Here is a 21,526-nt window from a genome sequence, read left to right as displayed (position 1 = left end):
TCTCAATCGGCCGCGATCCAGTGTGGCGCTCGTTTTTCAAGAAAGGCCGAAAGACCTTCCTGCGCCTCCGCGCTCGATCGTCTTGCGGCGAGACGATGCGCGGCCTCGCGCAAGAGTTCAGCGTCCACGCCGTGGCCGTGGCATTCCGCGAAGAAACTCTTCACATCCGCTTGCGCGCCTGGCGCGCCGCGCAACACGTCCGCGACAATCGCCGCATGCGCCAAATTGACCTCCAACCTTGGCGCCACACGGTGGACGAGACCCAATTTCTGCGCCTCGGCGGCGGAAAATCGTTCCGCCGTCAAAGCATATCGGCGCAGCTGCCGCAGGCCTATGGCCCGGATGAGAAAAGGCGCGACGATCGCCGGTAGCAGTCCCAGCCGCACCTCATTGAGCGAGAATGACGCGTCGTCTGCGGCGACCACGATATCGCAACACGCGAGCAGACCGACGCCACCGCCGACGACGACGCCCTTGGCCAAGGCGATCGTTGGCTTCGACGCGGTGTCCAGAGCGTGCAGCATTCGGGCGAGCGCCAAAGCGTCCTGTTCATTGGCGCTCGATGAACGCTGCGCGACGCGGATCATCGAGCTGATGTCGCCGCCGGCGCAAAAATAGTCTCCCGCGCCCTCTAGCGTAATGATGCGGACGTCGGCTCGCGCATCCAGTCCTTCGAGCGCTTCCTTCAAAGCGCCAATGAGCTCATGGTCGAGCGCGTTGCGCTTGTCTGGACGGTTCAGCGTCAAAGTCGCGACGCCATTTGCGTCAACCGATTGCAGCAAAGTCGTCATAGAACATGACTCACATGCGAAACAGGCCAAAGCGCGTTTCTTCGATCGGCGCCTTCAGCGCGAAGGATAGCGCCAAACCGACCATCCGTCTCGTGTCGAGCGGGTCGATGACGCCGTCGTCCCAGAGTCGGGCGCTGGAATAGAGCGGCAGGCTCTGGCGCTCATATTGTTCACGAATCGCGCGCGCGAAGTCTGCTTCCTCTTCTTCCGAGAAGGCCTTCTGCTGCTTTTCCATGGCCTCGCGCTTGACGCGTGTCAGCACGCTCCCTGCCTGCTCCCCGCCCATGACGCCGAGGCGCGCGCTCGGCCACATCCACAAAAATCGCGGCGAATAGGCGCGTCCACACATGGCGTAGTTGCCGGCGCCAAAACTGCCGCCGACGATGATCGAGAGCTTCGGCACCGCGGCCGTCGCGACGGCCGTCACCATCTTCGCCCCTTCCTTGGCGACGCCGGCGCTTTCGTACTTCGCCCCGACCATGAAGCCCGTCGTATTGTGCAAAAAGAGCAGCGGTATTTTTCGTCGCGCGCAAAGCTCGATGAAATGCGCGCCCTTTTGCGCGCTCTCAGGAAACAAGACGCCATTGTTGGCCACGATCCCGACAGGATAGCCGTAGATATGAGCGAAACCTGTCACCAGCGTCGGGCCATAGAGCTTGCGGAATTCTTCGAATTCGCTGGCGTCGACGAGGCGCGCGATCACCTCCCGTATGTCGAACTGCTTGCGGGGATCCTGCGGCAGCAGACCGTAGATCTCAGCCGGATCGTAGCAAGGCTCGGCAGGCTCTCTCACCGGAACCGTGATGGCGCCGCAAGGTCCGAGATTGCCGACGATATCCCGCGCGATTTGCAAGGCATGCGCGTCATTTTCAGCGCAATGATCCGCAACGCCTGAGCGGCGGCAGTGAACGTCGGCGCCGCCGAGCTCCTCAGCGGTAACAACCTCGCCCGTCGCCGCTTTGACGAGAGGCGGGCCTGCCAAGAATATCGCGCCTTCGTTGCGCACGATAATCGTTTCATCGCTCATCGCCGGAACATAGGCGCCTCCGGCTGTACACGAACCCATGACGACGGCGATCTGCGCAATGCCGCGCGAGGACATCGCGGCCTGATTGTAAAAGATCCGGCCGAAATGATCCCGATCCGGAAAGACATCCTCCTGGCTCGTCAGATTGGCGCCGCCTGAGTCGACGAGATAGAGACAGGGCAAGTTGTTCTGAGCGGCGATCTCTTGCGCGCGAAGATGCTTCTTCACGGTCAGAGGAAAATAGACGCCGCCTTTGACCGTCGCGTCATTGGCCACGATCATACATTCGCGGCCGCGCACCCGCCCTATCCCGGCGACGACCCCGGCCGCTGCGACATACCCGTCATACATGCCGTGGGCGGCAAATGGCGCGATTTCGAGAAAGGGCGAGAAGGGATCAACAAGCGCGTCGATGCGCTGACGCGCGAGCATTTTACCGCGCGCGAGGTGCCGCTTACGCGCCTGCGCGCCGCCACCTGCTCGAATATCCGCCGCAATCCGCTTCAGCTCGGCGACGCGATCGGCCATCGCTTGTTGATTATTTCTGTAATCGGCGTCTTTCGGATTAACAAGGCTATCGATGCGGGGCATATCTCTAATCCAAAGTCAGGCAGTCTCCTGAAAGAGTTCGCGCCCGATCAACATGCGGCGGATTTCGCTTGTTCCTGCGCCGATCTCGTAAAGCTTGGCGTCGCGCAATAATCTTCCCGTCGGATATTCGTTCATATAGCCGTTGCCGCCGAGGCACTGAATGGATTCAAGCGCCATCCATGTCGCGCGTTCAGCGGCGAAAAGTATCGCGCTCGCGGCGTCTTTCCTCGTCACGCGGCCGCGATCGCACGCCTTGGCGAGCGCATAGACATAGGCGCGCGTGGCCGTAACCGCCGTGTACATGTCGGCGAGCTTGCCCTGCATGAGCTCGAACTCGCCGATCGGCTGTCCAAATTGCTTGCGCTCATGCACATAGGGAAGCACGACATCCATGCAGGCTTGCATGATTCCAAGCGGACCGCCCGCGAGCACCGCGCGCTCGTAGTCCAGGCCGCTCATCAGCACATTGACGCCGCGCTCGGGGAGACCGAGCACGTTTTCTTCGGGAACCTCGCAGTCCTCGAATATGAGTTCGCAGGTGTTGGAGCCGCGCATGCCAAGCTTGTCGAGCTTCGCGCTTGATGAAAATCCGGCAAAGACGCGCTCGACGATGAAGGCGGTTATGCCATGCGGGCCGGCGCCGGGATCCGTTTTGGCGTAAACGATCACGACATCGGCGTCGGGACCATTCGTCACCCACATCTTGCTTCCATTCAGAACATACCGATCTCCGCGCTTCACCGCGCTAAGCCTCATGTCCGTGACGTCTGATCCGGCGCCAGGCTCCGACATCGCAAGCGCGCCGACATGCCGACCAGAGACGAGGTTCGGCAGATACCGCCGCTTCTGTTCGTCCGAGCCGTTACGATGGATCTGATTGACGCAGAGATTGGAATGGGCGCCATAGGACAATCCGACCGACGCTGAGGCGCGGCTGATTTCCTCCATCGCCAGCACATGTTCCAGATACCCCATGCCCGCGCCGCCATATTGCTCATGCACGGTCAGACCGAGCGCGCCGAGCGCGCCGAGCTTGGGCCAAAGGTCAGGGGGAAAAGCGTTTTGGGCATCGATCCGCTGCGCCTGCGGGGCGATTTCCGCCGTCGCGAAGGCTTCGGTCGCGCTGCGCACACGATCGGCGACGTCGCCGAGATCGAAGTCGAAAGTAGGCGTCCAATGGCGCATGCGCTTCCTCCGACGGCGCACCACGATAGAGCCTATATTTCTCCGATCAGCGAAGTTTCAAGTTGGCGCGCGCTTGCGCGGCCCCGTTTGGCGCGAGGCGCTTGCTGGCTATCGGGCGACGCCCGGCTGGGCGTCGAGCACCTGCTGGTCGACGAAGGGGACAAACCGGCTGAAGTTCGCCTCGAACATGCCGATCAGCCTTTTCGCCATCTGGTTAAAATCGTCGCGCGAGGACCACGTCTGAACAGGATCCAGCATTTTCGAGTCGACGCCCAGGGCGGACGTCGGCACGCACAGACCAAAGGATGGATCCATCCGGAAGTGGGCTTGCGCGAGGGAGCCGTCGAGAGCGCCCTGGAGCAAGGCGCGGGTCGCCGCGATCGGCATTCGACGTCCGATCCCATAGGGTCCGCCCGACCAACCGGTGTTCACCAGCCAGCAGTTCGCTTGACTGGAGCAGATAAATTCCCGCAGCAGGTCGGCGTATTCCGTCGGACGGCGTGGCATGAAGGGCGCGCCAAAGCAGGCCGAGAACGTCGCCTGGGGTTCTTTGACGCCACGCTCGGTCCCCGCGACTTTGGCGGTGTAGCCGGACAGAAAATGATACATCGCCTGCGCGGGCGTGAGACGCGCGATCGGCGGCAGCACGCCAAATGCGTCACACGTCAGCATCACGATGTTCCGGGGATGGCTGGCGCGACGCGTCTTCGATGCATTGGAGATGAAGTCGAGCGGATAAGCGATCCGGGTGTTTTCGGTTTTCGAATCATCGTCGAAGTCGAACCGACCGGCGCCGTGATCGTACGACACGTTCTCGAGGATTGCGCCCCGACGATGAGAGGCGGCATAAATGTCCGGCTCAGAGTGTTGCGCGAGCCGGATTGCCTTGGCGTAGCAGCCGCCTTCGAAGTTGAAGAGACCGCTCTCGTCCCACCCATGCTCGTCATCGCCAATCAGGCTGCGCGTCGGATCAGCGGAAAGCGTCGTCTTGCCTGTCCCAGAAAGCCCGAAGAACACCGCCGATCCGCCCTCGCCGTCATTGACGGCGCAATGCATCGGCAGCACGCCTTTCGCGGGCAGAACATAGTTGAGATAGGTGAAGATCGACTTCTTGATCTCTCCCGCATATTGGGTGCCGCCGATGAGCACGACGCTACTCGACAAGTCCATAGCGATCACCGTGCTGGAACGGCAACCGTGGCGTGAGGGGTCAGCCTGGAACGAAGGCAAGTCCAGAACCGTTAGTTGCGGTTCGAAATTGCTCGCGCGCTCAACCGGCGTGAAGAGATGCCGCGCAAAGAGCGAGTGCCAAGCGTATTCCGTCAAAACGCGAATATTTAACCGATGCGCCGGCGCTGCGCAGGCATAAAGATCCTGAGCGAAGAGCTTCATTCGACGCGCGTGCGCCAGCATGTCTTGACGCAGCCGAATAAATTGCTCTGGCGTCATCGAGAGATTGTTGTCCCACCAGATCGTCGGTTCGGTCAATGCGTTGCAGACGATAAACTTATCATTCGGCGATCGCCCGGTGTGAGCGCCGGTTTCCACGACCAGACCGCCCGTCGAGGACGCGACTCCCTCCCCGCGTCGGATCGCTTCGCCGTAGAGCTCGCTCGTCCCGCAATTCCGGCGCGCCTGTGTGGAGAGGTCTAAGTCTTCGATCGCATAATCGCCGACGTCGTCTACGCGCCACATCGTCGTGTTCGCCATCCCGAGATTTTCCTCACCGACTCGCTGACATGCGACGCGCAATGCGTATGACGCGCCAGCTAAACGCGAGCACGTTTTTGGAAATAAAGCGTAAATCATTCAAATCAAGCCGCCGTAAAAGTTCCGCTGCAAGGCATGCGGACAGCGACGCTCAAGGCTCAACAAACGATGTCCTGGCTTTTTCGCGATTGGAACAACGACGACGTCAGCGGGTTAGGGCGAGGCTCGAACTATTTCGAGGATGGAGGCAAGAATGGCGACGCCAGAACTGGAGCGCATCCGACAATCGGACCGCCCGATCAGCGAAACTGCAGCGGTCATGGGCGACAAAGCAATGGCGGCGGCCGACAGAGTCGGGCAACGCATCAATCAGACAATGGAGCAAGCCGGATCGGCGATGACAACGGTGCAGGAGAAGGGCAGCGAAGTTGTCGGACGCGCCGGCGATGTGCTCGGCAACTTTCGGCAGGCCATTGAGACGTCGGCGCGCAATCAGCCAACGACGACTGTGCTCATGGCGGTGGCTGCGGGATTCATGCTGGGCGCGCTGTGGAATTCGGGCGGCAGCTATCCGCGCGACTGAGGTTTGGCGGATGAATGATGGCCGGCGCATGAGCGTCGGCCATATTCAGTTTCGATCCAATGCGCCGGATGCGCCGGCGTTCGGTCGCCGCCCCTGAGGCGGCAAGGCGCTGGGCCAATCGTCAGCTTGAAGCGCCGGTAGAGCGTCGAGTTCCCCCGTTGACATTTTACTGCGCGCGAAACCGCCGGTGAACTCTATGCGCGTCGGATCGACGGCGCGTAGCGTCTCGCCGACGCCGCCCAGTCCATATTGCGCGATGACCACATAGGCGAGTTCGCGCTGATCGCGTTTCAGCATCAAATCGACGATGACGCCGAGTTTGTCGCCGTTCGCGTCTATGACGTTCGCGCCAACGGCGCCCGAGGCGGAAAAAAGCTTGGGCGCGTTGCCCGCCTGGCTGCTCTTGCGCACGGCCTTGCTACTTCCGTCCTCATGCCGCGCCTGCCTGCCCAACCAGCGCCACACCCCAATCAGATTGACCACCGTAAGGAAAAGACTGGTGAGCAGGAGATTGTGCTGATCAGTGTAGGTCGCGGTCAAGCTCCAGGCGACGGAGCCGATGGCAAACACGACGAAGCCCCAGCCCGTGACGCGCGCGCCGGCGTTCGCGGCCGTCATCAACGCGGCGGTCATTGTTGCGACTGGAGCGAGCCAGCCTAACGCCCATTCCCACATAACTGACCGCCAGGAAGCTCGCGTCAGTCGCCGCTTGTAACGTCTGCCTAAACGCGCCGGTCGCAGGCGCTGTTCCGGCAGATTTAATGGCCTTGCCGAAGATCGACAGGCGCGGCCCCGCCCCCCGCCGTCCCCCCGCCAACCTGTCCAATTGTTCATAATGCCGGAACAAAGTTGCTGAACGCGAGTTTGTTCGGGGCACTCGAAAAGCAACGAAATCGGCAAGGCTTGAGGTGGGACATGATGTCAGTTCCAGGTCATCTGTTTTGCTTCTCTCATCTTCGTTGGAACTTCGTTTATCAGCGACCACAACATCTCCTTAGTCGAGCAGCTAGAAATCTCGAGGTCTTTTACGTCGAAGAGCCGGTCTTTTCGCAAGATGACGCAGGCGTAAAAATCCAAAGGGATGAAGCCTGCGGCGTTGTTGTCGTGACGCCAGTTCTTCCAGAAGGCCTCTCAACAAACGACATCACTGACGCGCAACATCGCGTCGTGAACGAATTGCTCGCAGAGGTGCGGCCTTCACAATGGGTCGGTTGGTATTATACGCCCATGGCGCTTCAGTTTACCCGGCATCTCTCTCCCAACCTGCGCGTCTATGACAATATGGATGAGCTTTCCGCGTTCGCTGGAGCGCCGCAAGGGATTCTCGAACTCGAACGAGAGCTGATGGCCAAATGCGATCTCATGTTCGTCGGCGGACAGAGCCTGTACGAATCCAAACGTAAACGACACGACAACATTCACGTTTTTCCGAGCAGCGTCGACACCGCTCACTTCAAGAGCGCGCGAGAGCGCAACGTTGACCCCGATGATCAAAGGGCGATTCCGCATCCCCGCATCGGATTCTTTGGCGTGATCGATGAACGCATGGATATGGATATCGTCGCCGGCATCTCCGCGCTGCGGCCGCAGTGGCAATTGGTGATGATCGGCCCCACCGCCAAGATCAGCCCGCAATCTCTGCCGCGCGCCGAAAACATCCATTGGCTGGGCTGCAAGCAGTACCAGGAGCTTCCGAACTATCTTTCGGGATGGGACGTCGGAATCATGCCATTCGCGTTGAATGAAGCGACGCGTTTTATCAGCCCGACGAAAACGCCCGAGTTTCTTGCTGCAGGCGTGCCGGTCGTTTCAACGCCCATCGCCGATGTCGTTAACCCCTACGGCGCGGCCGGGCATGTGGAAATCGCATCGAACGCGGAAGAGTTCGTCGCCAAGATCGATCTGCTGCTATCGCGGCCGAAGGCGCGCTGGCTCAGTGCGGTCGATGCGCATCTTGCGGAAATGTCGTGGGACAAGACCTGGGCAAGAATGATGCTGCACATCGCGAGCGTCGGCGCCGATTCCAAAGCAGCGCGGGAGGGGCAACTTGTTTGACTGGCTTATCGTCGGGGCAGGCTTCGCGGGAAGCGTGCTGGCCGAGCGGCTCGCGTCGCAGCGCGACGAGCGTGTCCTTCTGATCGATCGTCGGCCGCACATCGGCGGGAACGCCTATGACCGCTACGACGACGCCGGCGTGCTTATCCATCAGTACGGCCCGCATATCTTTCATACGAATTCCGAAGCGGTCTTCGAGCATCTTTCTCAATTCACGCGTTGGCGCCCTTACGAGCACCGTGTATTGGCGAATGTGGACGGCATGCTCGTGCCGATCCCAATCAATTTGGACACGGTGAATCGGCTCTATGGTCTCTCCTTAAATTCCGACCAACTTGCGGAGTGGTTCGCGAGCCGCGCGGAACATTGCGAGGAGATCAAAACGTCCGAGGATGTCGTCGTCAGCACGGTAGGGCGAGAACTCTACGAGAAATTCTTTCGCGGCTACACCAAAAAGCAGTGGGGCGTGGAGCCGTCGCAGCTGGACAAGTCCGTTACGGCGCGGGTGCCCACGCGCCTCAATCACGACGACCGCTATTTCGGCGATGAATACCAGTTCATGCCGCTTTACGGCTATACGCGCATGTTCGAACGAATGTTGGACCACCCCAACATCAATGTCATGCTGCAGACCGATTTCGAGGAGCTGCGCAACGAAGTTTTCTATCGGCGACTGATCTTCACCGGGCCGATCGACGAATATTTCAACTTCCGCTTCGGCAAGCTGCCCTATCGGTCTCTGCGCTTCGAACATGTCACGCTCGATAAGCGCCAGCATCAACCCGTGGCCGTCGTCAATTATCCGCAGACTGAAGCCTATACGCGGGTGACGGAATATAAGCATCTCACCGGTCAGGAACATCCCAAGACAAGCTTGACCTATGAGTTCCCCAGCGACGCAGGCGATCCCTATTATCCCGTGCCGCGCGCGGAAAATGCGGAAATTTACAAGCGCTACGAAAAGCTTGCGATCGCGCAGCGGAATGTGTGGTTTGTCGGCCGGCTCGCGACCTATCGCTACTACAATATGGATCAGGTGGTCGGACAGGCGCTCGCGACATTCCGGCGGATCAATAAGGAGATCCCGGCGCGCAACAGCGCGGCCTTCGCTACTGCGTCAGTCGCCGCTGAATAGCCCACATTCAAATGCGAGCTAAGCTTTGCGGCGCTGTGCAGTCCGGCTAAGCTTGCGTCGTGAATAAAAATACTGCGGGTTTTGGCTTTCGCCGTGTAGAAATTCGTACGTGGATCGCTCATTGTTATATCGATCAACGCATCGATGCTTCGGCGCCGGCGCTCGTGGTCGAGGTGAGGTTTGGTGAGCGCAACGCGCATATCTCTAGACGGGTTGTGGGACTTTAAATATCTCGGCTATGGCGCCAAGCCGGCCGAGAGCAGGACGATTCTTGTCCCGAGCCCCTGGCAAGCCCAGTTCGCCGATCTGCGCATGCGCGGCGGCGTCGCTGTCTATCGCCGAGACGTCGAGATTCCGGAAGAATGGCTGGAACAGCGGGTCTTTCTGCACTTCGGCGCGGTGTTCCATATCACCCATGTGTTTGTTAACGGCGCATTCGTCGGCAGCCATGTGGGCGGCTTCCTGCCGTTTCATTTCGACATCACAGATCGCATCGTCAACGGAAAGGCCGAGATAAAGGTAAAGGTGGAGAGCCCCACCGACGATCCGTTCGAATTCCCCTCGACGCCATTCGCCGAAATGCCGTTCGGCAAGCAGAGCTGGTACGGCCCCCTCTCTGGCATTTGGCAGTCCGTGTATCTCGAACGGCGGATCGCGGATCACGTAACGACGGTGCGGGTGCGTTCATCGCAGACGAGCGGAGAGATCTCGGCGCATGTGCGCTTCGAGAGTCCGCTCACCGACGCCGCCGACGTGACGATTGCGGTCGTCGACGCAGAAGACAACGTCGTGGCGCGGTCATGCGCCAAACTGGCGGCCGGGGTTGAAAACGCCCTGCTGTATTCGTTTGTGCCTGCGCCGCACTGCTGGTCGCCTGACAGCCCCTATCTCTATCGTCTGCAAGTCTCGATGATGCGCAAAGACGTCATCGTCGACAAAATCGAAACGACATTCGGCTTTCGTAGCGTCGAAACCCGCGACGGAAAATTGTATCTCAACGGCAAGCCGTTCTATCTGCGCGCTGCTCTCGACCAGGACTATTATCCCGACACGATCTGCACCCTGCCCTCTGTCGAATTTCTCGAGGACAGATTTTACAAGGCGAAGCAGCTCGGGCTGAACGCCCTGCGCTGTCACATTAAAGTGCCGGATCCGCGCTACTATGAGGTTGCCGATCGCATCGGTCTGCTGATTTGGGCGGAGCTGCCGAATGCGGGGGATTCGACCGAACTCTCGCGAGAGCGCAAGGAGCTCACGCTGAAGGGCCTCATCGATCGCGACGGAAACCATCCGTCGATCTTTTGCTGGACGCTGATCAACGAGAACTGGGGCGTCGACCTTGTCCATGACCCCTATCACCGCGCATGGCTGAAGAAGCTGTACCTGTGGCTGAAAGCCTACGATCCATCCCGGCTTGTCGTCGACAACTCCCCTCTGGCGCCAAGCTTTCACGTGCAGACCGATCTCGCGGATTTCCATTTCTATGCCGCCATTCCCGATAGTCGGGAGGACTGGGATCAATTCGTCGAGGAACTCGCCGGACGGGCCGAATGGCTCTTCAGCCCCGAGGGCGACGCCGTCATTACGGGACAAGAGCCGCTGCTATGCTCGGAATTTGGCAACTGGGGACTGCCTGACCCCGAGAAATTGAGAGACGCGGCCGGCGCCGAGGCCTGGTGGTTCGAGACCGGCCACGACTGGAGCGAAGGCGTCATGTATGCACATGGCGTTCGCAACCGATTTCAAGACTGGAGTCTCGATCGCGTATTCGGAACTTTCGAAAGCTTCGTCGAAGCGACGCAGTGGCAACAGTTTCGGGCGCTGAAATATCAGATCGAGGCCATGCGCCGAAAGCCTCAGATCGCCGGCTACGTGATCACCGAGCTTACCGATTGTCACTGGGAGGCGAACGGCCTTCTCGACATGCGCTCGAACCCGCGCGTTTTTCACAATCTGTTCCACTCGATCAATGCGGATACGGTTGTTCTGCCCACACTCGATCGACCCGCCTATTGGTCGGGCGACGCCGTTCGCCTCTCGCTCTGCGTGGCGCATGGTGGACCAGACCCGCTGGAGCCGGCGGCTCTCGACATAATGCTCGCCGAGCCGACGATGATGGAGACCCCCTCCATCGCGCCCGGCGCTGTGGCTGACCTCGGCATGATTTCGGTGAAACTGCCGGTCGTCGAGCACTCCTGCCTGCGCCGTCTCAGCCTGCGGTTGCGCTCTCTCGATGGACGACTCCTCGCGAGCAATGACGTCGATATCGCCGTGCATGCGAAGCTTCGACCGCCGGTTCTTTCGCTGTGGTCGTCACACGGCGACATTCGGGATCGGTTGCAGGCGCTTGGCTATGGACTGGCGGAAGGGGCCGAGACGGCGGACGTCGTTGTAGAGACGCAAGCTTCGACCGCACTCGCGGCCTATGTGCGCGCCGGCGGCCGAGCTGTTCTCTTGACCGAAACACCTGGATCGCTCACGCCATTTTTTCCGCATTGGCAAAATGTCAAGGTCGTGGCGCGCGACGGCACGCTCTGGCGCGGCGACTGGGCGTCCTCCTTCGCCTGGCTTCGACGGCAGGGTCCCTTCGCCGCAATTCCCGGCGGGCCTTTGCTCGATCACGCGTTTGATTGTGTGATCCCGACGCATGTCATCTCCGGCTGCAATCTCCTTGACTTTCAGGCGCGCGTTCACGCGGCGCTGGTCGTCGGATGGATTCATCGTCCGGCTGCAATTGCGGTCGGACGCAATTACGGCACAGGCCGCATCGTGATCGCGACCTTCAAACTGTTCCGTGATCCTCCGGGAGAAGATCCAACCGCCGCGGCTTTGCTTGGCGGTCTGATCGAGGCTGCGGCGCGAAGCGCCGGCCCGGCGCCTGCGATCTCCAAGCTCGAACCCGTGGGCTGGGAAGACCTTTAGGCGAGCTGGCGCGTTATAGCGCCATGCATTCTACGCAAGACATGACAGACGTCGCGGTTTATCGCCGGGCGCTGACATACTTCCTACCAGATCGGGTGCGGATCGCGGCGCTTGTCGCGATGATCGCGGTCTCCGTCAGCGTCGGCCTCCTGGAGGCGTGGCCACTGGCGGTGCTTGTCGACTCCGTGCTTTCCAGCGAGCCGAAAGGCAACTGGATACACAGCTACTTCCTCGCCGTATTGCCGAAGGACAAGCCCGGGCAGATCGCAGGGCTGGTCGCGATCGGACTGGGACTGCAACTCGTCGGATATACGGCCTGGATGGGCCGCATGATGATCAATTATTACCTCAATTATCGCGGCACGACGCGGGTGCGGTTTGATCTTTTCACCAAGCTTCAAAATCTTGGCCTCACGTATCACCGCAGCCGACCGCAGGGCGATTCGATCTATCGTCTGACGACAGACGCCTTCGGCCCCTGGGGCATCGTCGATGTCGTGATTGGAACCTCGGTTGCGGCCGTCACGCTCACTGTGATGACCATTATTCTTTTCTCTCGAAACGTCAGTTTGACGCTGGCGGCATTTACCGTCGCCCCCTTCATGATATGGAGCAACTGGCGCTTTGGCGTCAAAATCCACAAACGCGCGCTTGACTCGAAGCAGATCGACGCCGATCTGACCGCGCATATTCAGCAGGCGATGGCGCGCATACCTTTGGCGCAGGCGTTTCGTCGCGAGGCTTTCGAATTCAGACGCTTCTCCGGCGCGGTCGGCAGAAGCGTCGAGGCGCTGCTGAGCTTGAACTGGCAGGAACAGCTCTATCCTCTCGCGCGCGACGGCATCCTCTCCGTGGGCGGCGCGATCATCCTCGGCTATGGAGGCTGGCTCGTTTACCGAGACCAGTTTCTCGCGCCCGTCGCCGACGGGATGACCGTCGGGACGCTGCTCATTTTCATCGACTACTTACGCAAGCTTTGGGACCCGCTGAAATGGCTCAGCGAGTTCTTCGCCAAAGTGCGCATCTTCGAGGCCGCTTCTCGACGGGTTTTTCGTGTGCTCGACGAACCGGAAGCCGTTGTCGATACGCCGACGGCGCGTTGGATTTCCAGTAAGCCGCGAACTCTGACGCTCGAGCGCGTGAGTTTTGACTATGGCGGCGGCAAGCAAATTCTCACCGACGTTTCGGCGACGATACGGCCGCGCCAGATGGTGGCCTTCGTCGGCGCGAGCGGCACCGGCAAAAGCACGCTCTTAAGTCTCATGCTTCGGTTCTACGATCCAACGAGCGGGGCGCTCCGCCTGGATGGCGTCGACTTCAGGGATGTACGGCTCGAGTCGCTAAGAGCGCATTTCGCGCTCGTCGCGCAAGACAGCCTCGTGCTCCCGGCGACCATCGCGGAAAATCTCGCCTATGGGCGGCAGAATGCAACGCGAGCGGAGATCGAACGAGCGGCCGAGGACGCGGGCGCCGCCGAATTCATTCACCCTCTGCCTCATGGTTATGAGACCGTGCTCGCCGAAGGCGGCGCGAATCTCTCGGGCGGTCAGCGGCAGCGGATCGCCATCGCGCGCGCGCTGCTGTCCGACGCGCCGTTCCTTGTCCTCGACGAGCCAACGAGCGCGCTCGATCCTGAACAAGAGCGGCGGCTGATCGGTACGCTGCACCGGCTGAAAGGATCGCGCACGATTATTCTCGTGACGCATCGGCTGGAGTCGGTTGTCGATTGTGATTGCATCTTCGTCATGAGCAAAGGACAAATTGTCGAGCGCGGCGCGCATGACGCGCTCATCTCTTCAGGTGGTGTTTTCTCAAAAGCGCGACGACGTGCTGAAGCGGCGGAGTGACGCCTTGCATGCAGGGCGGCATTCATCTCAAGGTCGCGTAGCGCTTCGCTTTGCTCGTCAGCAAATCGATCCGCGGCTCGCCGCGATGTTCAGCCTTCTTCGCCTGATGAAGCGCTTGGAGCGGCGCTGCGCCTTGAAGCGCCTCAGCCATCGGCTCGCACAGAAGCCGGCCGGCGCCGGGATCGCGGTGACAGAGCGGATCCCACAGGCCCATGGGCGTCCACAGATCACGATCATGCCACTCTGGCATTCCCAAGATCGGATAAAGACAAGCGCCGCGTAACGGGACGTTCTGCAACAAGAGCGCGTGGCAGGCGCTGACCACTTCGCACAGCCACGGTCCACGATTGTCCCCGACGTGGCTGGTCTCCGTGATCATGACCTCGCGGCCGTAACGCTTCCAGACGGAGAGAATGAGCTCCGGGAGCGGCGCGCGGCGCGGATCATCGTCGTCAAGCGGCGGCAGGTTTCCGTCATCGTTCGGCGTGTCGTTCAACTCCCACTGATTGGTCCAGTAGTAATTGATTCCCACCACGTCCAAATGTTCAGGACTGCCGCCGAGTTCGGGCAGCAGCCTGCCGCACAACATGTCCCAGCTTTGAAAAACAAGCCTGTTATTGAAATCATGCGCCTGAGGCGCAAGGTCCGGCCTGTCCTTGGGACAGACGACGCGGCATAAGGGATCGACATTCACAATGCGCGCGTCGGGACAGGCGGCGCGTATCGCGTTGATGCCCGCAATTGCGCCGCGCGCGAGCGCGACCTTCAGCTCCCAGCCGCGTCCCGACCCATATGGCGCGAACAGCGCCTTCTCGCCGCCAGCATAGGCCATGAACGAAGGCTCGTTGATCGGCGTGAAGACGCACGGACTATCCATGCGCCCAGCCACGAAACGCGCCACCGCATAGCAGTAGTCGGCGAAACGCCGCGGGAACGCCTCGGCCCAAAGATCGACGTCCTGAGGAAAGCCGTAGTGAAAGAGATCCCATATCACCCCAACGCCGTGGCGGTTTGCAGCCTCGATGAATGGTTCGAGCGAAGAGAAATCGTATCGACTGCGGCAGTCGACGAGCGGCCAACGAACGGTCTCACGCGCGGCGTGCAAGCCCAGTCGCGCGATATCGGCATAGTCCGCGTCGACGTTGGCGTCGTGACCTGTCGCGACGACCTGATCGAACCACTCGCCATGCCGGTTGAAGCCTGTCGATCCTTCAAAACCCGCGAGAAAGAAGCTCTGAAACATGCCTTCACTCCTCGATTGCTCGTGGAGACTGCGCTACGGCAGCCGTGGCGTTGGCGCGAGCGGACCTACCGCATCCGCGCCACCGGACGTCAGTCGACGAAAGGCGTCGACAAGGGGCGTCTCAACACGGTCCAGCCGCCCCAATGGATCAGGATCGAGATTCCATAGCCCCATTTGCAAAAGATGATCGTGGAGGGGCCGCAGCCCCTGACGATAGGCCCAAGTAACGAGCGCGAACATCGGCCACCATGTATAGCCCACCATCGGAACGCCCTTCGCGCGCAGCGTCTTCACCGCATCGACCGAGTCGGTGAGCCAGGCCTGCCGCTGTTTCACCGAACCCTTGGTCGCGGTTTCCGAGATCATGAGAGGCGCGCCGTAACGTTCAAAATACATCTCGCCGATCTTCGTCACGAGCGCCCCCGAAGCGTTAGGCATTCGAATGCGCAGCCGCCCGAAACGGTCGCGCGACATCCGCTTGAGCGTGAAGATCGGGTAAAGGTTCACGCCAATGACAGAGAGTTCAAGCGGGCGCTCGCGAAAGGCGTTCAGCGCGGGTTCCGCGGCGCCCTGCCCGAGAAGCCAGGTCCACAGCGGATGACACGCATCGACGCGCCCGCTGATGAGATCGAGCGCAAGGAACACAATCGCTTGACGCCGCGCCGCCTCCTCGGCCAACGCCGGGTCGCTCGACTCGAAAACATCGGTGGCGTCGACATGAAAGGCGATGATATCGGGGTCGACTTCGTGCAGCGCGCGGGTCGTTTCAACGATGCCGCGACAGATCGACAGCATCACCGCAACGAAACTCGACCAACTACGTCCGTAGGGCGGCCACCAGCCCAAACGTCCACAATACCATGCGGTGATCCGAGGCTCATTCAGCGGCGTGTACCATCTGATCCTCCCCCGGAAGCGTTCGGCGAGTCGCGCCGCGAACTCCGCGACGCGGCTTGGATAGTCCGCGTTGAGAAAGGCCTGCTCCATCCACTGCGGCAAACCGTAATGTACGAGATCGACGATCGGATCGATGTTAAGTTCGAGCATGCGCTCGAGCGCGGCGTCGACGAAGCTGAAATCCCAGACCCTGGGCTCAGGTTGCACGCGATGCCAGGGCACGCCATAGCGCGCGCAAGGAACCCCCAACCGCGCCATCAGCGCGATATCCGCCTCCCACCGCCCGTAATGATCCGTCAGCTCATATTCGTCGAGCATGCGCCCGGTTCTCGGATGCGGAGCGGTGATGAACGTGTCTTCAACGCCGGTCGCCCACAGAAAGGCGCCAGGCGCAGTGAGCTGGTCGAGTTCTCTTGCGCTCGGAAGCATCATGCGCAGATCATCGACGCGGCGGCGGCGAATGGCTCGCCGGCCCGAGGGGTGCAGCGGTGTGGAACAATCGGCAGCGCTGGCGCGAATCCGGTGGCGCAGGAGCGTCGTTCATCGAAGGCTTCCTCCGTCCGCACTTCGCCGTGTGTCGTTCGTGAGCTCCGCAGTCGCGCGCTCACGCACGAGCCTGCAGCGGCGGGCCGGCCCCTACCTTAACCCTAAAGAGCGGCGTCGGTTCCGGGGCGCCGGCGCATCACGTTCTGTGCTGCAAAGAGAGCCGGAAGCGGCAGACTGCCGCGCTGGAGCTGTGAGCAATGAAATTCATAAAGAAATGTGCAAAGCGCACGGCCGACTCCTGGCCGTGCGCTCCGTTCGGGTCAGCGGGCGTTCTTCTGGATCGCATCCATGAGGGAAGAATTGGGCTTCTTCTTGCAGTAACGCGTGATTTTATCCGTATTGCGTTTCACGTAGCGCGAATCGATCACGGTGATGTTGTTCTTGGAGCTGAAATAGCCCCTCATCCAGTTAGCGACGAAGTCCTGGGTGTCCGCGTCATATTCGGCGAACTGCTTGCAGGTGATTTCCGACATCTCGATCGTGACCTGCGCGTTGGCCGGAACGGCGAAGGCGACCGCGGCGAGAGCGCCTGCGAAAATAAGTTTACGATTCATGTGGTTCCCCGTTCCCGTTACTTCTGCTCGAAAGCGCGCTGCAGACCCGCCATGACCGACTCATTCGGATTGGAAGCGCACCAGCTCTTCACGCTGGCGGAATTTTTCCGGAACAAGTTCAGGTCGATAAAGGTTCGGCCGCTCTTCTGCGCGAACCACCCGCCCATAAAGGCGCCGAAGTCTGCTTGGTCGTCGGCCGGCATCGCCAACAATTCGCCGCAGGTGATGCGGGTCATATCGATCTTGACCTGCGCGTTGGACAGCGAAGGCGCGAGCGCTCCCGCCGCGGCAAGCGCAAATATCAGCTTCCTCATAAGATTTCCTCCGATAAACGATTTCCGAAGAGCCGCCTGACCCTGCGGCTTTCGCCCGGCAAACGGCGCGCCAAGGCAGGCGGTTCCGCTGAACTGCCTATCGCCCACGCCTAACGCCCCAGCCCGGGCGCACTTGAACTAAACATTAAAAAAATGAAAGTCCATCGGCGTTATTTGACGATCTTTTAGCCACTCCCGGAGACTTTCCGACTTTTCCCGCCAGACATTTAAGCTTTTCAGACAGTTCGCCTCGTGAGCAGTTTCACATTAAAAACAGAGTTGGGCGAAGCGGTCCTGCAATTCACCCGAATACAGAGCCTGGATAATTTCGCTAGCCCAGCTCGGCAACGCGCACAAAAAACCAATAAGCGCCAAAGCAGGCGATAATCGCTGAGCAGATCTGAACGAGGAGCGGACTGCGCCGACCATGAGTGAAAATCTTATCTGTCATAAGAAGTAAGGGGAGAACGATGAGCACGACGCCGATCTGCCCGACTTCGACGCCGATGTTGAAGCTCGCCAGCGCCGGCACGATGGCGCGCTGAGGAACGCCGAGTTCGATCAGACCGCTCGCGAATCCAAAGCCATGGATGAAGCCGAATGCGAATGTGTCTCGCCAGCGACCGTCGACCTTGCGCGTGAAGAAGTTCTCGACTGCGACGTAGATGATCGACAGCGCGATTGCGATCTCCACCCAATGGCTCGGCAGATTAACGAGTTCGAGCGCCGCGAGCGACAGCGTCACCGAATGCGACACTGTGAAAGCCGTCACAATCTTGACGACGGGCCAGATGCGCGTCGCCCATAGCATCACGGCGATCAGGAAGCACAGATGATCATAGCCCGTCACGATGTGCTCGACCCCGGCGGAGAAAAATTTCGGCGCAAGCTCCCAAGGCGTCAGCAGCGGCTTGGAGAGATCAATCATCGGGTCGCCGGGATAGATCATGACTTGTCCGGGCGCCGGCTCCCGGCCCAGGCGCTGCGCCTCGGTCAGATTGGATTCATCGCCTTTCTCCCCGATGCTGACGAGTTGTTTGGCGCGCGGTCCCTGCGCATCAAGAAGTCTGAACGGGTTGTAAAAGATCTGCCCTTGAACCGCGCTGCAGTCCATCCGCAGCACGACTTTTGAGTCAGAAGGATTAGTCGGATCATCGCCGACGGAAACGACCGTGCTCGCGCAGGTCTGTCCTTCCGCATTCTGCAGATCGACGCGCGTTTGAATGAACTTGCCGATCATGCCCTCGATCACGCCGGGCTCGGTGAGATCGATCTCGTCGCTCTTCGGTTTGTTCTCGGCGAACATGCGCTCGATGTCACTTCCCAGAAAGCCGACCTCGACGCGGTAAAGACCGTGCCCTGTCGGCACGATTCGGCTGCTGGAAATATTCGCCGTATGGGCGTGCGCCGCCGGCGCACTCGAGAAGAACGCCACAACGACAGCGACCGCGCCGTTCAGCAACCACACCATCGGGCGGACTCCCTTGACGCGCCGCGCGCCTGCGGCGTATGCACTTTGCTAAAAAGATGCATATCGAGGGAGAAGAGCAAGCTCAAGTCCATCAGCGCGGCTGCCCACGGCGCGCTTTTTGCGCGCGAGCGAGCTATGGAAATGATTATTGAATCGGACTTCGCCCCATGACGAAGAGCGGACAGGCAAGAGTCTCCCGTCGAAAACGCGCTTCCTGGATGTCGGCCAACCGGCATGCGCGCCTGCTATCTTTTGCTGCCGCGATCCTTTCCGTCGGCGCGACGCCTGAACCCGCCGCGGCGTACGGAACTGTCTCTGACTCCCCCGGTCGCGATCAACAGCTTAGCCCTGCCCCGGAAATGAAACTCACCGGTCCGTCGCGCCCGCCGCGAGAACCGCAACGCCCGGCGATCATTCTGGCGCATGCGATCGTTGTCCGCACCTCCCCCGCGCAAGGCGGCGTCGGCGCCGAAGACATCGGAAAAGTGGAAGTGTGGTACGACGCCGGCATCCGCGACGCTTTTGCCGCGTTGGCGGTTGTGAGCGCATCGGGCGAAAGGGTCGACAAGCGCGACGCGGCGATTGACAGCGCGGATCCGAGCCATGTGTCGGTGAGCGTGAACCGGTTGAATCCCGGTAAATACACCGTACGCTACAGGGCGCTTTCGGCTGATGGCCATCTCGTCAGCGGCGCTTGGGAGTTCGAGGTGCGTCCTTAAAGGATGTTTCTCAAAGCGTGATCGTTTTGTGCAGGACAAGGAACAACAAACGATGCGTCCGACTGTTCGCCTGAACCTGTTGCTATTCGCGGGCATCGTTCTGATCGCCGGCGTCAATATCGCGATGTTCTCGTACTCATTCTGGGGTCCGGCTTTCAATCAGCATTTGAATGATTTGTGGAAGGCGCATGTCCTTCAACCTGCCGAGAAGGCAGGCGATCGCACGATATCGGAATGTCTCGGGGTTAGCGACTTCTACTCCGCGCATCTCACCACATACTTTCTGCCCGATTCCGAAGAGAGCGCCGGAGGGCCGACGGACGATTTGAGCAAATATGCCGAATATTGCGACCGCGTGCCCGGAACGGGCAAAGTCATTTTTTCCGTCACGCTCATGGAAAAGGAAGCAAGAAACGAATCCGTCGCGCTTTCCTTCTATCAATATGATGCTGATGGCGGCCTTAAGCAGATCAACGCGTTGCCGTCTCGACCCCGCTCAAGCGGCTTTGTGACTTTGGACGCAACTGTCGCTCACAAGGGGAAATACCTGCTCAAGCTCGCCTTTGGCGAGGCGAAGAACGCAGAGGACACCATCGAAATGCCGATCTTCGTCGGGCGATGACTGCAATGAGCGCAGCGAACCGAACGGACTGTCAATCTGCCGCGCGCCTTCGTACGCGACGCTTTTGCCGCCATCGCAGAAAGCCCGTGACATAGAGGACAAAAGGCGTCAGCCCGACCACCAGAACGATCGATCGGCCGATCGCGCCAAAAGCCTCGCCGGTATGCAGCGGGAAGAGCCATTCGAGAAATTTCTCGCCCGCGCTGAATGCCTCGCGATCTTGCACGTATAGAACCTTTCCGCTGTACTGATCGACGCCGACATTTCGGAAGGTTTTGGTTCTGTTGGGCTCGTTGCTTGACTGCTTGCCGACGACATAGACCCCGCTCGGCGCGCTTGGCAGGAGAATCCAGTGAAGTCTTCCAGCAGGGAAAACTTTGTCCGCGATTGCGACGGTTTCATCAAGGCCGATTGGCGTTCCGCCGGGAGCCGGCGTCGACTTTCCAAAATCCGGATCGGCGCGCACTTCGGAAAAAATTCCCGCCACGGAGCGCGTCGCCGGTTTGAAAATCATAGCGACTCCGGTGAACAGCGTAATTAACAAGAAAACGATGAAGTAGGCGCCGACGCTCCTATGCGCGTCGTAAACGACTCTCTCTGGGCTTGCGCCCCATTTGATTTTAAAGCCCAGCCGCCAATCGCCATATCGCGGCCACCACAGATAAAAACCGACAAGGATAGAGAAAAGAATAAGCACGGCTATTGAGCCGAGTATATAGGCGTTGTTGACTCCAAGCAGCAGGGTCCAATGGAAGGCCATGATGATTGGGACAAGGGGCTGTGACAGCGTCTTGTCTCCATGCAGATAAAGGCGCTGCCCTTTGACTTTCGCGGTGTAAGGATCGACGAACATCTCGTAGACATCGGTATTAAGGTCGTCGGTCTCGACCATGTATGTGATCGCCATAGCCGATGCGGAATGGCGCGGCATTGTGACTCTCTCCGCCTGGCCATCGGCAGGCATCGCTTTGATAGCGGCTGCGAGAATTTCATCGAGCGGACGACGAACCGGCGGCGCCGGTATTTCAACGCGCATGATTGAAGCGTTCAGCCATTCGTCGATGTCCTCGCGAAATGCGAGAATGCTGCCGCTGAGCCCGACGAGAACGAACACCGCCCCGGCGAAAAGTCCGACGGTGCGATGAATTTGCAGAAGGACTTGGCGAGTGAATTCGCGTCGACGCAGGACGCGTGACGGCGATGCGACTTCTTTTCCAACGTCGGCTTCGACCGTCCGATCGGACATTGCACAAGACTCGGTCTACTGGTTCATCTGCGCTCAAATCGCGTTTGATCGGACCGATTTCTGGCGAT

At 60.0% G+C, this 21,526-nt stretch carries 18 protein-coding genes; 7 read left to right on the top strand and 11 right to left on the bottom strand.

Annotated features, from left to right (window positions below; translation table 11 throughout):
• Positions 1-2: 2 nt before the first annotated feature.
• The 4 genes from NEI07_RS11480 to NEI07_RS11465 all read right to left on the bottom strand — a co-directional run bounded on the left by NEI07_RS11480 (position 3) and on the right by NEI07_RS11465 (position 5,304).
• Positions 3-791 (bottom strand): enoyl-CoA hydratase-related protein, encoded by a 789-nt coding sequence (locus NEI07_RS11480; RefSeq protein ID WP_256034686.1) that lies wholly within the window; start codon positions 789-791, stop codon positions 3-5.
• Positions 792-801: 10 nt separating this feature from the next.
• On the bottom strand, positions 802-2,409 hold the full coding sequence (locus tag NEI07_RS11475; protein ID WP_256034685.1) for a carboxyl transferase domain-containing protein: 1,608 nt from the start codon (positions 2,407-2,409) through the stop codon (positions 802-804).
• A 15-nt stretch (positions 2,410-2,424) separates the two neighbouring features.
• Complete coding sequence (locus tag NEI07_RS11470; protein WP_256034684.1) at positions 2,425-3,594, bottom strand: isovaleryl-CoA dehydrogenase; 1,170 nt, start codon at positions 3,592-3,594, stop codon at positions 2,425-2,427.
• A gap of 108 nt (positions 3,595-3,702) precedes the next feature.
• A complete protein-coding gene (locus NEI07_RS11465; RefSeq protein WP_256034683.1) occupies positions 3,703-5,304 on the bottom strand; it encodes a phosphoenolpyruvate carboxykinase in 1,602 nt (533 codons plus the stop codon).
• A 253-nt stretch (positions 5,305-5,557) separates the two neighbouring features.
• Here NEI07_RS11465 and NEI07_RS11460 point away from each other — a divergent pair, with 253 nt between their 5' ends.
• On the top strand, positions 5,558-5,887 hold the full coding sequence (locus tag NEI07_RS11460; RefSeq protein WP_256034682.1) for a hypothetical protein: 330 nt from the start codon (positions 5,558-5,560) through the stop codon (positions 5,885-5,887).
• Between the two features lie 45 nt (positions 5,888-5,932).
• Here the strand turns inward: NEI07_RS11460 and NEI07_RS11455 are convergent, their stop codons facing one another.
• On the bottom strand, positions 5,933-6,505 hold the full coding sequence (locus tag NEI07_RS11455) for a PRC-barrel domain-containing protein (protein ID WP_256034681.1): 573 nt from the start codon (positions 6,503-6,505) through the stop codon (positions 5,933-5,935).
• Between the two features lie 486 nt (positions 6,506-6,991).
• On the opposite strand from NEI07_RS11455, the gene NEI07_RS11450 reads away from it, so the two are divergent.
• The 4 genes from NEI07_RS11450 to NEI07_RS11435 all read left to right on the top strand — a co-directional run bounded on the left by NEI07_RS11450 (position 6,992) and on the right by NEI07_RS11435 (position 13,846).
• On the top strand, positions 6,992-7,942 hold the full coding sequence (locus tag NEI07_RS11450; protein ID WP_256034680.1) for a glycosyltransferase: 951 nt from the start codon (positions 6,992-6,994) through the stop codon (positions 7,940-7,942).
• Positions 7,935-9,077 carry a UDP-galactopyranose mutase gene (glf, locus tag NEI07_RS11445; protein WP_256034678.1) on the top strand — a complete coding sequence of 381 codons (1,143 nt, stop codon included), beginning with the start codon at positions 7,935-7,937 and terminating at the stop codon, positions 9,075-9,077. The genes NEI07_RS11450 and glf overlap by 8 nt, the downstream gene beginning before the upstream one ends.
• Positions 9,078-9,260: 183 nt before the next feature.
• Positions 9,261-11,999 (top strand): glycoside hydrolase family 2 protein, encoded by a 2,739-nt coding sequence (locus NEI07_RS11440; RefSeq protein ID WP_256034677.1) that lies wholly within the window; start codon positions 9,261-9,263, stop codon positions 11,997-11,999.
• 23 nt (positions 12,000-12,022) lie between these two features.
• Positions 12,023-13,846 (top strand): ABC transporter ATP-binding protein, encoded by a 1,824-nt coding sequence (locus tag NEI07_RS11435; protein ID WP_256034676.1) that lies wholly within the window; start codon positions 12,023-12,025, stop codon positions 13,844-13,846.
• 22 nt (positions 13,847-13,868) lie between these two features.
• Here the strand turns inward: NEI07_RS11435 and NEI07_RS11430 are convergent, their stop codons facing one another.
• From NEI07_RS11430 to NEI07_RS11410, 5 genes are all read right to left on the bottom strand, one after another.
• On the bottom strand, positions 13,869-15,089 hold the full coding sequence (locus tag NEI07_RS11430) for a glycoside hydrolase family 1 protein (RefSeq protein WP_256034675.1): 1,221 nt from the start codon (positions 15,087-15,089) through the stop codon (positions 13,869-13,871).
• A 33-nt stretch (positions 15,090-15,122) separates the two neighbouring features.
• A complete protein-coding gene (locus tag NEI07_RS11425; RefSeq protein WP_256034674.1) occupies positions 15,123-16,418 on the bottom strand; it encodes a family 1 glycosylhydrolase in 1,296 nt (431 codons plus the stop codon).
• 374 nt (positions 16,419-16,792) lie between these two features.
• Complete coding sequence (locus NEI07_RS11420) at positions 16,793-17,086, bottom strand: HdeA/HdeB family chaperone (protein WP_256034673.1); 294 nt, start codon at positions 17,084-17,086, stop codon at positions 16,793-16,795.
• A gap of 17 nt (positions 17,087-17,103) precedes the next feature.
• On the bottom strand, positions 17,104-17,400 hold the full coding sequence (locus NEI07_RS11415) for an HdeA/HdeB family chaperone (RefSeq protein ID WP_256034672.1): 297 nt from the start codon (positions 17,398-17,400) through the stop codon (positions 17,104-17,106).
• Between the two features lie 331 nt (positions 17,401-17,731).
• A complete protein-coding gene (locus NEI07_RS11410; protein ID WP_256034671.1) occupies positions 17,732-18,871 on the bottom strand; it encodes a HupE/UreJ family protein in 1,140 nt (379 codons plus the stop codon).
• A gap of 359 nt (positions 18,872-19,230) precedes the next feature.
• Here NEI07_RS11410 and NEI07_RS11405 point away from each other — a divergent pair, with 359 nt between their 5' ends.
• Positions 19,231-19,590 (top strand): copper resistance CopC family protein, encoded by a 360-nt coding sequence (locus tag NEI07_RS11405; RefSeq protein WP_154453841.1) that lies wholly within the window; start codon positions 19,231-19,233, stop codon positions 19,588-19,590.
• A gap of 52 nt (positions 19,591-19,642) precedes the next feature.
• Entirely contained in the window at positions 19,643-20,212 is a 570-nt protein-coding gene (locus tag NEI07_RS11400; protein WP_256034670.1) for a hypothetical protein, read from the top strand.
• Positions 20,213-20,243: 31 nt separating this feature from the next.
• Here NEI07_RS11400 and NEI07_RS11395 read toward each other — a convergent pair whose 3' ends face one another.
• Positions 20,244-21,458, bottom strand: a complete 1,215-nt coding sequence (locus tag NEI07_RS11395; RefSeq protein ID WP_256034668.1) for a PepSY-associated TM helix domain-containing protein — start codon at positions 21,456-21,458, stop codon at positions 20,244-20,246.
• Positions 21,459-21,526 lie beyond the last annotated feature (68 nt).

The organism is Methylocystis suflitae (assembly GCF_024448135.1).
Classification (GTDB): Bacteria; Pseudomonadota; Alphaproteobacteria; order Rhizobiales; family Beijerinckiaceae; genus Methylocystis; species Methylocystis suflitae.
Note: the sequence above shows the minus strand (reverse complement) of the source record. Positions and strands in the feature narration are given on the sequence as shown.